General features: G+C 38.0%; 13 protein-coding genes and 2 pseudogenes. 6 read left to right on the top strand and 9 right to left on the bottom strand.

The window, feature by feature from the left end:
- Nucleotides 1–109: 109 nt before the first annotated feature.
- Complete coding sequence (locus tag GQR55_RS18515) at nucleotides 110–547, bottom strand: PACE efflux transporter (RefSeq protein WP_166421775.1); 438 nt, start codon at nucleotides 545–547, stop codon at nucleotides 110–112.
- A gap of 364 nt (nucleotides 548–911) precedes the next feature.
- Here GQR55_RS18515 and ahpC point away from each other — a divergent pair, with 364 nt between their 5' ends.
- Nucleotides 912–1,481 (top strand): alkyl hydroperoxide reductase subunit C, encoded by a 570-nt coding sequence (gene ahpC, locus GQR55_RS18510; protein ID WP_011329895.1) that lies wholly within the window; start codon nucleotides 912–914, stop codon nucleotides 1,479–1,481.
- Between the two features lie 154 nt (nucleotides 1,482–1,635).
- Nucleotides 1,636–3,210, top strand: coding sequence for an alkyl hydroperoxide reductase subunit F (gene ahpF, locus GQR55_RS18505; protein ID WP_166421774.1), 1,575 nt, complete (start codon nucleotides 1,636–1,638; stop codon nucleotides 3,208–3,210).
- 130 nt (nucleotides 3,211–3,340) lie between these two features.
- On the opposite strand, the gene GQR55_RS18500 is transcribed toward ahpF, so the two are convergent.
- From GQR55_RS18500 to GQR55_RS18485, 4 genes are all read right to left on the bottom strand, one after another.
- Nucleotides 3,341–3,601: a hypothetical protein gene (locus GQR55_RS18500; RefSeq protein ID WP_166421773.1), complete on the bottom strand. Its 261-nt coding sequence runs from the start codon at nucleotides 3,599–3,601 to the stop codon at nucleotides 3,341–3,343.
- 38 nt (nucleotides 3,602–3,639) lie between these two features.
- The gene (locus tag GQR55_RS18495; protein WP_166421772.1) at nucleotides 3,640–5,661 is read right to left on the bottom strand and encodes an ATP-binding protein; all 2,022 of its coding nucleotides are present in this window, start codon (nucleotides 5,659–5,661) and stop codon (nucleotides 3,640–3,642) included.
- Nucleotides 5,662–5,876: 215 nt separating this feature from the next.
- Nucleotides 5,877–6,098 carry a penicillin-binding protein gene (locus GQR55_RS18490; RefSeq protein ID WP_165729518.1) on the bottom strand — a complete coding sequence of 74 codons (222 nt, stop codon included), beginning with the start codon at nucleotides 6,096–6,098 and terminating at the stop codon, nucleotides 5,877–5,879.
- Between the two features lie 15 nt (nucleotides 6,099–6,113).
- A complete protein-coding gene (locus GQR55_RS18485) occupies nucleotides 6,114–6,884 on the bottom strand; it encodes an undecaprenyl-diphosphate phosphatase (protein WP_166421771.1) in 771 nt (256 codons plus the stop codon).
- Nucleotides 6,885–7,118: 234 nt separating this feature from the next.
- On the opposite strand from GQR55_RS18485, the gene GQR55_RS18480 reads away from it, so the two are divergent.
- Genes GQR55_RS18480 through GQR55_RS18470 form a run of 3 tightly spaced genes read left to right on the top strand, consistent with a single transcriptional unit; the run spans nucleotide 7,119 to nucleotide 9,240 of the window.
- Entirely contained in the window at nucleotides 7,119–7,406 is a 288-nt protein-coding gene (locus tag GQR55_RS18480; RefSeq protein ID WP_166421770.1) for a hypothetical protein, read from the top strand.
- Nucleotides 7,403–8,998: a PepSY-associated TM helix domain-containing protein gene (locus GQR55_RS18475; protein WP_206012144.1), complete on the top strand. Its 1,596-nt coding sequence runs from the start codon at nucleotides 7,403–7,405 to the stop codon at nucleotides 8,996–8,998. Before GQR55_RS18480 ends, GQR55_RS18475 begins: the two co-directional genes overlap by 4 nt.
- The gene (locus GQR55_RS18470; RefSeq protein ID WP_166421769.1) at nucleotides 8,995–9,240 is read left to right on the top strand and encodes a hypothetical protein; all 246 of its coding nucleotides are present in this window, start codon (nucleotides 8,995–8,997) and stop codon (nucleotides 9,238–9,240) included. Before GQR55_RS18475 ends, GQR55_RS18470 begins: the two co-directional genes overlap by 4 nt.
- 9 nt (nucleotides 9,241–9,249) lie before the next feature.
- Here the strand turns inward: GQR55_RS18470 and GQR55_RS20265 are convergent.
- Nucleotides 9,250–9,384, bottom strand: a pseudogene (locus GQR55_RS20265) (DUF6363 domain-containing protein); the annotation flags it as partial.
- Between the two features lie 100 nt (nucleotides 9,385–9,484).
- On the opposite strand from GQR55_RS20265, the gene GQR55_RS18460 reads away from it, so the two are divergent.
- Nucleotides 9,485–10,357: an SMP-30/gluconolactonase/LRE family protein gene (locus GQR55_RS18460; RefSeq protein ID WP_166421768.1), complete on the top strand. Its 873-nt coding sequence runs from the start codon at nucleotides 9,485–9,487 to the stop codon at nucleotides 10,355–10,357.
- Nucleotides 10,358–10,392: 35 nt separating this feature from the next.
- Here GQR55_RS18460 and GQR55_RS18455 read toward each other — a convergent pair whose 3' ends face one another.
- From GQR55_RS18455 to GQR55_RS18445, 3 genes and pseudogenes are all read right to left on the bottom strand, one after another.
- Nucleotides 10,393–10,848, bottom strand: a complete 456-nt coding sequence (locus tag GQR55_RS18455; protein WP_166421767.1) for an NfeD family protein — start codon at nucleotides 10,846–10,848, stop codon at nucleotides 10,393–10,395.
- Between the two features lie 21 nt (nucleotides 10,849–10,869).
- The gene (locus GQR55_RS18450; RefSeq protein ID WP_166421766.1) at nucleotides 10,870–11,823 is read right to left on the bottom strand and encodes a slipin family protein; all 954 of its coding nucleotides are present in this window, start codon (nucleotides 11,821–11,823) and stop codon (nucleotides 10,870–10,872) included.
- A 117-nt stretch (nucleotides 11,824–11,940) separates the two neighbouring features.
- Nucleotides 11,941–12,999, bottom strand: a pseudogene (locus GQR55_RS18445) (diguanylate cyclase); the annotation flags it as partial.
- Nucleotides 13,000–13,060: the final 61 nt, after the last annotated feature.

Here is a 13,060-nt window from a genome sequence, read left to right as displayed (position 1 = left end):
TAATCAAAAGATGATAAGGGTATTGTGAAGCAACCAAAAGATCGGTCAACCGATCAAAAATACCTTAACTGATCGGTGTTATCTTAAAGAGGCTTAATTAAAAGATGTTTTACTGCGTTGTTTTATCGCTTTTGGCGGATTCTGGTAGGCCAAAAACGCGGTCAAACGCCCATGTAAAAATAATTGCATAGATAAAGAAAAACGCAAACAGGCCAAGGTTTGCTATTAATGCATTTAGGGCTGATATATTTAACCACAACGACATTACAGGGATTAGTAATAATACCAACCCACCTTCAAAACCAATGCCGTGCAATAGACGCCTGCCTAAAGTGCGCCCTCGCTCAGCTTGCTTTGCTTCCCAGCGTTCAAATAAAGCGTTAAATACATAATTCCAGCCAAGTGCAATACTTGATAAAACAATGGCTAAACCGATTGCTGAAGAGGCTGATTTGTCAAAAATAAAGCTGATAATAGGGCCAACAAAGGCAATGGCAAAAAATTCATATAAGACAGCCTGTAATACTCGGCGTTTTTTAGGAGTCATAATTAATCCCTGTTTAAGATACTTAGCTTAACAATTGATTGATACAGTTAAATTGTACCTCGCGTTTTAAATAATTGTACAGGTATGTTGCTGTAAGTACGCCATAAACGTATCTAAATTACCTGCGTTTATTGGCTATTTTTAGCTTGTTGGATATAAACCAAACAGTTGGCTGGCTTTTTGTTTTCCCCCATGTTTATGGATATTACTTACAATCTAAAAAACAGATTACTTTAATCTAAACAATCAATTTTATTTAATTACCCATTAGCCTTATAGTACTAATCAAGCCAACGCAAAAGGTCGTTTAAAACGAAAGCGTTGATTACTTTTTAAACACATTAAACATAGATGAGGAAATACCATGAGCACTTCATTAATCAACACAAAATTACAACCATTCAATGCAACCGCTTACCACAACGGTGACTTTGTAGAATTGTCTGAAAAAGATGTTCTAGGTAAATGGTCAATCTTCTTCTTTTACCCAGCTGATTTTACGTTTGTATGCCCAACTGAACTTGGCGACATGGCAGATTATTACGCACAATTACAAGAAATGGGCGTAGAAGTTTATTCAGTATCTACCGATACTCATTTTACTCACAAAGCATGGCACGACACGTCAGACACAATCGGTAAAATTACTTACCCAATGATTGGCGACCCAACAGGCCGCATTACACGCAGTTTTGGCGTAATGATTGAAGAAGAAGGTTTAGCACTTCGCGGTACATTTGTAATGAACCCAGAAGGCGAAATTAAAATTATCGAAACTCACGACTTAGGTATTGGCCGTAGCGCTAAAGAACTTGTTCGTAAAGTACAAGCTGCACAATACATTGCAACTCACGATGGTGAAGTTTGCCCTGCATCTTGGCAGCCAGGTGAAGACACACTTGCACCTTCATTAGACCTAGTGGGTAAAATCTAAGTATAGATTTATTCCTACTATAAGGGCAGGTAACTGCCCTTAAATCAACGAACATCCGTTTGTTGGTGCCTCCTATATCAAAATACTTGTTTAAGCACATGCATTATTTGGCATGGGAGGCTTGCTGTTTAAATTTTCCTAAAAGGGTTAAGCCATGTTAGATAACAACATAAAAAATCAATTAAAAAGCCATTTTGAATCGCTTACTCAACCTGTTGAGCTGCTTATTGCCTTGGATGACAGCAAAAAATCAGCAGAAGTAGAAAGCTTAGCGAACGATTTAGCTTCACTGAGCGATAAATTTACGGTAATAAACAACCCTGATACAAGCGCACGTCGCCCGTCAATGGTTGTACATTCACCCAGTAAAAACACTCATATTACGTTTGCAGGCGTACCTATGGGGCACGAATTTACAAGTTTAGTGTTAGCGCTTTTACATACTGGCGGACACGCAAGTAAAGCCAAAAGTGAAGACATTAAGCAAATACAATCGCTTACTCAAGAACTCAACTTTGAAGTATATATAAGCTTAAGTTGCCAAACGTGCCCGCAAGTAGTGCAAGCACTTAATACTATGGCAGCAACAAACAGTAATATTAAAGCGACCATGATTGATGGCGCATTATTTCAAAGTGAGGTAGAAGAGCGAAATATTTTAGCTGTACCGGCTGTGTATTTAAATGGCGAACCATTTAGCCAAGGTGCACTGAGTCTTACCGACATACTTAATAAAGTAGATAGCAAAGGTGCGCAGCGCCAAGCTGAGTCGCTAAGTAAAAAAGACAAATTTGATGTACTTGTAATTGGTGGTGGGCCTGCGGGCGCATCGGCTGCTATTTATTCAGCACGAAAAGGGTTAAATACCGGTATTGTGGCCGACCGATTTGGCGGACAAGTGGCCGACACATTAGCCATAGAGAACTTTATTTCAATTAAAGCCACTGAAGGGCCAAAATTGGTTGCCCAGCTAGAAGAGCACGTTAAAGAATACGACGTGGATGTAATGCATAATCAGCGCGCAGCAGCACTTGGTTATAACAATGGCTACGAAATTACACTAGAGAATGGCGCCGTACTTAAAGCTAAGTCGCTCGTACTTGCCACTGGCGCACGCTGGCGCGAAATGAACGTACCCGGCGAGCAAGAATATCGCGGCCATGGTGTGGCGTATTGCCCACATTGCGACGGTCCTTTATTTAAGGGTAAACCTGTTGCCGTAATTGGCGGTGGTAATTCAGGTATAGAAGCGGCAATTGATTTAGCCAATATTGTACAAAGCGTTACAGTACTTGAATTTGCAGACACATTACGTGCAGATGAAGTACTTATTCGTAAAGCTAAAAGCATGGCCAATATTACGATTATCAAAAGTGCACAAACAACTGAAGTATTAGGCAATGGTAAAAAAGTAACTGGCTTAATGTACACAGATAGAGTGTCGGGAGAGAGCAAAGAGCTTGAACTTGACGGTATATTTGTACAAATAGGTTTGATACCTAATACAGAATGGTTAAAAGACAGCGATCTTGAATTAAGCAAATTTGGTGAAATACTGATAGATGCTAAAGGCGCGACGTCATTACCAGGCATTTATGGCGCGGGGGATGCAACCAATACTCCGTTTAAACAAATTATTATTGCAATGGGCAGTGGTGCAACGGCAAGCTTAGGCGCATTTGATTATTTAATTCGTCACTCTGAAGACGCTGATCAAAGCGCTGCTTAACATTATTTAATAAAAAATTTAGTAAAAACTCTCTTGATATAACAGCAAGGCTACACCCATAGCTGTTTGTTAACCCAAGCCGCCCTTCTCCAAAGGCGGCTTTTTTTATTCTCAAAAATTAGTATGCAATTTAATCGCATCCACCACCAGAATCACCACCGCCGCAATCTGTATGAGAATGAGATGAGTTGCTACTAGAATAAACTGAAGAGTCACTCCCAGTATAAGCTGATGAACCGCGTGATGACTTAGCACTTATGAACGTAACTAAAAACAAAATACCCGATACGATTACAACGGTTATTGATGAATCCCACTGGTCAGTTGAAACGCCTTTAAATATTGCAACAATAAGCACTGTTAGTAATATAGTTCTAATTATGTTTTTCATTTTATATCCTTATTTAACCAATCAGTTAGCTATAAAGGTTAGCTAACTTTAGCTGTATGCTCAAGCGCGTTAATAACTGCCTTTTCAAGTATGGGTAGTTTAAACGGTTTTGATATAAACATATCCATACCGGCTTGTTTGCAGGCAAGTTTGTCTTGCGATGAAGTATTAGCAGTTATGGCCACTATGTAGGTTTCTTCATGCGAGCAGATTTTTTCTGATCTAAGTTGCTTTGTTGCCTCAAATCCATCGAGTATGGGCATTATGCAGTCCATAAAAATAAGGTCATAATGCTTTTGGCGACATTTTAATACAGCATCTTGGCCATCTACTGCTGAGTCTGCTTTAATATTAAGTTTGCCTAAAGAGGCATGAAGTACCAACCTATTAATGTCGTTATCATCGACTACAAGCACTGATAATTCACTGCCATTGATATCTAACGTTGATTTGAGGCTTTCTTGTTTTTGTTCTGTCCCTTGTTCAATAGGAATATTTACTAAAAACGAAGTGCCTTTATTAGGTGTACTGTTTACCTTTATTGTACCGCCCATATATTCAACAAGCTCTTTTACTATTGCAAGCCCAAGGCCTGTGCCACCTTTTGAGTTTTTAGCGTCGATTTCTTGAGAAAAAGGAGAAAACAGTGATTCTAAAAAGCCTTTACTCATTCCTCGGCCAGTATCAGACACTTCAATATTTAAAATTAGCTTAGCTTTTACTTTAGAAAGGCTGGTGTTTAGTGTAACTGAACCATTTTCAGTAAATTTAAGTGCATTACTCAGTAAGTTAGAAGCAATCTGGCTAAGGCGTGTGTTATCGCTAAACGCCCAGCAGTTATCATCAATTGTATTATTTACTTGCAGCGTTACATGCGTATTTTTAAATAGAGGTGTATACAAAGACGTTAAATCGGTAAAAATTGTTTTTAATAAAAAGTCAGTAGGTTCTAGCTTTAGCTCACCATGATTAATTTTAGAAAAATCGAGCACTTCGTTAATAATACTAAGTAAAATATCGGCGCTTCTAAGGCCTATTTTAATTTTTTCAGCGCGAACTTCTTCACTGTGTTCATCAACTAATGTGGTTAGCATACCTGTAATGCCATTAAGAGGGGTTCTTAATTCGTGGCTGATTTTAGCAAATAGCATGCTTCTGTCTTCAAGTAAGCGCTCGGCTTGGGCTTGTTTTTGTTTAAGCTCTTCTCGGAGCATTACTGATTCGGTTACATCTTGGCAAGTGCCAAATAATCGGACACATCGGCCTTCATCAAATTCGGCCTCACCAAAAGTAGCTACCCATAGATGTTTATTTTTAGCGGTTACTACTTCTAGTTCTAGATTCCATTTTTTGCCTTTTTCTATGGCTAATTCTACCGCGCGTGTTATGCCTTCACGACTTGGACCTTCTTTATAAAACTCGATTGCAGAATTCATTTGCGGTTGAAATTGTTCACCCACTTCATATATGAGGTAGGTTTGTTCACTCCAGGTAATTTTATCGGAGATTAGATCAACTTCCCAAGTGCCTATATTTGCAACGCTTTCTAACTTTAGTAGTGTATTACTATTTTTTATTAGTTGTTCTTTAGTTTGGGCGCGAGCAAATTCTGAGCCTAGCCATTGTGCAAGAAGTTCTATGTAGTCGTATGCGTCATCATTAAAAGCGAGGGAGTCTTTTGCAGATGAAAAGTTAACGGTACCAAATATTTTTTCGCCAATTTTTATTGGCGCACCAATATAAGACTCTAACTGAAAATTGATATAACAGGGGTGGTTTGCAATTGCGCTTTGAGATGCTTTATGAAAGGCAAGTGCAGAGCCTGCAGCGAGCGTATGTACGCAATAGGTGCCTTGTAATTCAAACACGGTACCGGGCAAAAGTGAGTTGTCGGGGGTTATGGCATGTAAAACGGTATAGCTGTTTTCATCAACTTTACTAATAATACCTAGCTCTAGGTCAAACACTTCTAACCCAAACACTAAGAGCTTATTAATTTTACTTTCAAAATCAAGCGATTGATTCGAAACTATATCGTGAAAACGTCGTAAAAAATTCAAAAGAAAACACCCCGTAAGCTTTTGTTCAATATATATAATATATAAGCCAGTTAAGGCGTTGTTATTAGTTTAAAATTCAGTTTAGCAGTTTTAATAAGTAATAACTAAAATTGATATGTATTTAAATTTATAACCATATGTTTTTATGAACTAAGTTGGTGGTTTATTAATAAGTAGTATATACCGCCGAGCATGTAATACTCAGCGGTATACTTTTAATACGTTGAATTTGGGGTATATTGCGGGTTGATATCGCCGCCCACTTCTTCTGGATCTACATCGTTAATAAGCAATGTTTCGCGTACAGCTTCTATGTGATCAAGCACTGTTTGGTAGCGTTCACCATATTCGTACTTTGTAACTTCAATAGCTTTAGGCATATACGTAAAGGCTATTTTAAGTGCGTGGAGTGCTTCTTCGTTTATTTTTTCGCTCATGATTTTCCTCGAATTTTAAATGTAAGCTAGGGTTAATAAAATAACACCAAATACAATACGATAAATACCAAAACTTACAAAAGTGAAGTTTTCTAAAAATCGAATAAACAGTTTAATAGTAAAATAGGCAACAACAAAAGAGGTAATAAAACCCACAGCAAGGGCAGTTAGGTCATCTAAGCTAAACAGTTGGTAATGTTTAAGTAAGTCGTACCCTGAGGCTGCTGCAAGTACAGGTAAACCAAGTAAAAATGAAAATTCAGCGCTGGCTTTTCGATTTAAGCCACATAACATGGCACCAACAATAGAGCTCCCAGCACGACTAGTCCCTGGAATTAACGCAAATACTTGTGCTACGCCAATCCAAAGAGCTTGTTTATAAGTAACTTGGGTTACATCGGTAGTTGTGCAGTGAGCCTCTTTATAACTGCGCTCTAATAGTAAAAAAATCACACCGCCTACAATAAACATAACACCTACTATTGGTACGCTAAACAGTGTTTTTATTACATCGCTAAATATAAAGCCAATAATACCCAAGGGAATAAATGCAATGGCAACTTTAACCCATAAATTAAAATGTTTAGGGCTGAACTTGTCTTTATAGTTGGCTAGTACCGCTAAAATGGCGGCAAGTTGGATAATTACTTCGAAGGCGAGGTTAGCGTCTGTTGATTCAATGCCTAACCACTTTGACGCTACAATTAAGTGCCCAGTTGATGATATGGGTAAAAATTCTGTTATACCTTCAATAATACCTAAAATAATCGCGTTAATTATATCCACGGTTTACTGCTTCCTGAAAAATTAAAAACCAAACTCGACTTAACTGAAATGACGCATTACTGCGTACCTAAATTGCGAGGCGTAGCATAAAAGCTCTTAAGGCAAACCAACAGTGTTTTTAGACTTAATTTGTTTAATAAATTGCATTAAGCATTAAATGCACAATATAATGGCAATTGTTATCATTTGCATGTGCTGTTTTGTATATGTTTGGACAAATTTAATGAGCGAATAATGAATAATAAAAAAACGTTTACAGCTACACGCCGAAGGCACTTAATTGCGTGTGTATTAGCGCTAGTTACTGCGGTAATAATGATTCCGGGTATGACAACCTATTTACCGTTTAAAATGAATGAACAAATATTACTGCCTATTTTACTTTTTCCTGTTATTTGGACTGCGTTGTTTATTTATGCGTATTTGGCGCAAAAAGTATGGCAACCTTTTGTAGTGATGATTGCATTGTGTGTATCACATGGTTTATTGAGTTTTTGGGCGTTAACGCAGGGGCAGGGATGAAGTCGATTACTTTAAAGAAGCTATTTTTATTACATAGCTGGGTAGGAATTATTACTGCTGTGCTGCTATTTATCGTCGCATTTAGTGGGGCATTAGCGGTGCTGTCGCGACCTGAGTTAAAAATATGGGCAAATCCAGAACTACAATCTAGCCAACACGTTGCCAGCGCGCAAATTAATCGACTAGTAAATGAATACCATAAACAAGTACCTAGTGAATTTGGCGAAAACATTCATGTGTTTTTACCAAGCGGGCATAACTTTCATTTATTAACGTTGGTATTTGAATCTCACCATGGCGATGAAAATTACGACCAAGAGGTGGCCAGAGTATTTCAATTTCATCCTAATACATTGGCACTGGAAAATACCTATTATGGACCTAGTAAAGAGTTTTACGCCAATAAAAAAACGGATGCGCCAACCTATATAGGTGAGTTTCATGCAGATTTGCATTTAGGACGACCAATTGGGTTAATACTCACTGGGTTTTTAGGTTTAACGCTTTTAGTAAGTGCAGTGACAGGCTTGTTTATTCATCGCAAATTGATAAAAGAGCTCTTTACGTTTAGGCGAGATAAAGGGTTAGATATTGCAGTAAGCGATGCTCATAAGGTTATAGGTATTTGGGGCAGCGTATTTAACATTGTGATTGGTTTTACAGGATCATTTTTAGGGCTCGCGACCATTATTTTACTACCAGCAGCAGCGTTTGTGAGCTTTGGTGGCGATCAAGATAAGTTAATAGAAACGTTTACCGCCATTCCTGAGCCTGTAGTTAGCCACATTAAGCAACCTACAAAAATAGACACTATTTTAGAGCATGCTCATAGCCGTTACCCTGAAGCAATAATTAGAGATGTAACTATAATGGCGCATAACGATGCGAATGCGCAGGTATATTTGCGTTTGTTAGGTGGCGAGGCTGTTGTTTCTCAGTTACTGCATTATCAGGGTAATGGTGAGTTTGTGCAGTCGATGAGTAGTTTTGGTGATATTTCAGGTGTTTCGATAAAAGTAATTGAGTTGATGTTTCCGCTGCACTTTGGGAACTTTGCAGGAGTGTTTGTAAAACTGCTTTGGGTATTACTTGGCTTATGTACTGCGCTTTTACCTATTTCGGGCATGATGATGTGGCTCACAAAGCGTACGCGTGGCAGTAGCCCATCGCTTAGCATGCAGGCATATACACGCTGGAATCGTTTTATTATTGGCAGTTGTGGAGGCTTGGTATTAGCAAGCTTTGTGTTATTTCCTTTGCAAGTTGTACTTAATTACACCGTTGTTGGTGTGGCGCAAAATAGCTTTTTTGGTCCTGTATTTTTTTATACCTGGTTGGGATGGTTACTTTTAAGTGCATTGCCTATGGATTATAAAAACTATTTTAAGCTGACTCTTTTATTATGCGGCGCTTCGCTTGCTGTAGTGCTGCCGCTTAACATTATATTTGGAGTGAGCAATGTTGTTAACTTTAATAGTTCGCTTGTTGCGGTAGTAGATATAAGCTTTATGGTGGTGGGTGTTGCGTGTCTATTTGTTGCCTTAAAAATAAAAAACACACAAAAATTACAAGTTGAGGTACAACCCATATGAACGAGCTACTAATTATAATTGCGATGGTGAGTTTATTATTAATGATGATCAACATACGAAAGAACACACTCGCAATACCAACCAAAATACTTTTAAGTGCGCCGTTATTTGGTTTAGCACTGATATGCTTTATAGGTGTTTATGGTATTTTAGGCGGTGCAATATGCACCGCTGTGGGGGGCATGTTAGCGGGTTTACTAACGGCAGTTATTGCGGGTAAAGCACCGCAATTATTAGAGTAAAGAATACCACTATTTAGCTAAAAAGGCTTTAGCAGCATCAATTCCCATGTTGTAACCACTATTGAGTATTTCAAACTTTTTAGTGGTACGGCGAACTTTAAAATTAGCCGGTGGTGCAATAATATTGATTTAGCAGTCACTAGGGCATGTTGATAAATTAAAGCCAGGTACACATCGCGATATCAACAGTTTTCTGGTAAGGTTTGGGTTACAAGGCTTTGTTAATAATAAAGAATAATTATTTATGTTTGATCCTAGCGTAACCATTTTTGAAAGCACACAGAATCAGCTTGCAGAAAGTCCTCTTTGGCACCCTATGCTGAATACTTTTTTTTGGGTCGACATAAATAAAAAACTACTTTTAAGTAAAAAGACACACAACGAAAGCCAACTAAAAATAGTTAATATGCCTGATACGCTCAGTGCAATAGCGTGGATTGATGAGCAGCACTTGTTACTCTGTACAAGTACTGGTTTATATAAATATCATATTAATTCAAACACTCGCCATCTTATCCTCAATATTGAAAATACACTGTTAAACAGGCGTTCAAACGATGGCCGCGCCGATCCATGGGGTGGTTTTTGGTTTAGTACAATGGATGTAAATGCTAAAAAAGGTGATGGTAAAATATACCGTTATTATAAACGCCAGCTTAAAGCCGTTGTAAGTGACTTGAGTATTCCAAATGGATTGTGTTTTGATAAGGCACGTTTACGTGGCTATTACTGCGACTCTTTAACGAGTTGTATTTATGTATTAGATTTGGATGAGCAAACTGGCGAACCTTGCTCTGAGCCACGTGTTTTTTATCAATTTAATAATACTGATGTTGATCCCGATGGCTGCGTAACCGACCAATTAGGTAATTTGTGGCTAGCTGTGTGGGGAATGGGGTGTGTTATATGCTTATCTCCAGGCGGTGAGCTAATTAAAACAATAAAGCTTTGTGCAATAAAACCGACATGCACCGCATTTGGAGGTGAAAATGCTGAATGGTTACTTGTGACATCGGCATTTGATGAAGCGATTAATAATACTGTTAGCGAACAAGGCGCTGTATTTAAAATATCAGGCATAAAAAACGGGCAGTTTGAACCGCCCGTTTTACTGTAACTTACAATTTACAGTGTTTGTTTTTAAAGTGATGATTAGCTTTTAGGCGTAACCCACATAACACCCACTTCTTTTTTGGTTACTAAAACCTCAGTACCGGCGCTAATTGGTTGCTCACTTTTAAGCTTCCAGCTAATACCTGAATATTGATGTGTAGTTAAACCTTGTTCTGTTACATCGCTAGTAAGTACAAAAGTAAGTTCAGCAAAATCACTATTTACTTGCTTTTTATCTACGCGATTTTGCATTTGTTTTAATGGTTTCCAAAGTACAACGGCCAAACCTGCTGTTACAATTGCATTACTCCAAAGGGCGGTGGTTAATGAGTCGGGTAAAATACCAAAACTCATTAATAATCCTGTGAGGAATAACGATAATCCAAAAAACAACAAAATAAATGTAGAAAGGCCAAGTACAGCTACTTCTATTATTAAAGCAACAATACCAAGTACCATAAGTGTTTGCGGTAAATTTTGCGTAATAAAATCCATACAAACCTCTTTATTTAGTTATTAACCCAAATTCTTTTTATTTAAACTATTAATAATTGCCATACCTTGCGCAACCATTGAGCTTGCATCTGTCGCGTTGTCTGGCAGTAATACAATTGATGATTCACGAGCAATAGCTTCTTTAGCTGCAATTGCTTTAGTTGCTAAGTCTAACTGAATTGCTTTTTGGCCTTGCTCTGTATCTGCAGCTTCACCTATTTTAATAAGTGCATTAGCTTGTGCTTCAGCAACAGTTGTAATTGCAGTTGCTTCACCCTCAGCGCGTAAAATTTGCTCGGCTTTATCGGCTTCTGCAGCAAGTACTTGTGCTTGCTTTTTACCCTCAGCAACGTTGATATTTGCTTGGCGGTCACCTTCTGATTCTAAAATTTGAGCACGTTTAACACGCTCAGCTTTCATTTGCGCTTCCATCGCTTCCATAATAGAGTTAGGTGGCACAATATCTTTAATTTCGTAACGAAGTACTTGAATACCCCAAGGCTCAGATGCCTGATTTATAGCAGCAACAATGTTGGTGTTAAGTAAATCACGCTCTTCAAATGTTTTATCAAGCTCCATTTTACCGAGTTCTGAACGCATTGTTGTTTGCGAAAGTTGTACAACTGCAAACGTATAGTCGTCAACGCCATAGGTTGCTTTGTACGGGTCTAGTACTCTAAAGTACAGTACGCCATCAACTATAAGTGAGATGTTATCTTTAGTGATAGCTGATTGCGACGGTACATCTTGAGCTTGTTCTTTTAAGCTACGATCAGCCGAGATCCTATCAATAAATGGAATAATAAAGTTAAGGCCGGCTTCTTTAGTAGATTGGTATTTACCAAACCGTTCGATTAACCAGGCGCGGTTTTGTGGTACAAATTTAACGCTACTTTTTAAAAGCACGATAACAAAAACAAGTAAAAAAGCCTCAACAGTAAAAATCATGTCGAGAATTTGTGTGACTGGATCCATTTAAACATTCCTTATAATAATTAAACGCTGAGTGGTTGTATTGTTTATAATTTCAGCGTGTATAGATTATCACTACAGCAGACTTTTAACCACTAAAACTCACTGCAGCGCACCGACTTAGTTGGCTTTCTCAAACCGGGCTATTTTATTCCTGCCTGTTTCTTTTGCGTTATAGAGGGCTATGTCGGCGTTAGTTATTACTTCTTTAGGTGTTGTTTTTTGACTGGGTATAAAGCTATAAAATCCAATGCTCAAAGTAAGGTATTTACTGGCACTTGAAAAGTTATGTTCAATTGCGAGTTCTGCAATTTTTTCCTGAATCAGAGCCGCAAATCTTTGACAATGATCTGTATCGATTACAGGTAAAATTATCGCAAATTCTTCACCACCGAAACGAGCTGCTAAATCACCTTCTCGTTTACACAGATCGTGCAGCGCTTTGGCTACTCGTTTTAGTACTTCATCGCCTAGCTGATGCCCGTAGTTGTCGTTATAACGCTTAAAAAAATCAATATCACACATTATTAAGCTAATAGGCTCTTTATTACGGACGCAGCGCTTAATTTCGCATTTTAAAGTTTGATCAAAACAGCGTCTATTAGCAATGTTTGTAAGACCATCCGTATTGACTTGTTTATTGAGTTTATGGTTTGCATTAATGAGTTGCTGCTGGGCTTTTTGCAGCTCTTTTTTATAATTTAAATTTTTGAAAGCATTAGCAAGCATCTCACCTACTAACCTTAAGCGAATAAGGTCTAAATCAGTCCAACTGCGTTTTTGAACAACACAATCACAGCCAATAAAACCAACAAGTTTTTTGTCATAACGTAAACCAATACAAAGTACCGATTTTATTTTTTGCTGTTGAAAAATTGTTTTTTCACTTATTGCCTGAATAGGTAACGTCGCTACATTATTAACTCTGAATAAGTGAGTGCGAACCATTGAACTAAAAAAATAAGGGAGAGTGTTTTTTGGAAGATCCTGTAAGTCCTCTTTAAATGCTTGTATACCATTATTGACCCATTCGTGAGTATTATTCATGGTTTTACCATCGTCGGCGAATTTAAAAAGATAACTTCGATCTGCTTGGCAAACTGTACCGACTGCTTTTAATGCATAATTGATATGCTTATCAACATCGTCATTTTGAATATCTTGAATTCAAGTATTAAGTGCAATCATTATGCAGCCACCAGAACTTCTGATTGCCCCGTAAATAATTCATGAGGGGTTT

Origin of the sequence: Pseudoalteromonas sp. Z1A8, from assembly GCF_011378855.1 — a bacterium.
Taxonomy (GTDB): Bacteria; Pseudomonadota; Gammaproteobacteria; order Enterobacterales; family Alteromonadaceae; genus Pseudoalteromonas.
The sequence above is the reverse complement of the archived record's forward strand: the minus strand, read 5'-3'. Positions and strand labels throughout refer to the sequence as shown.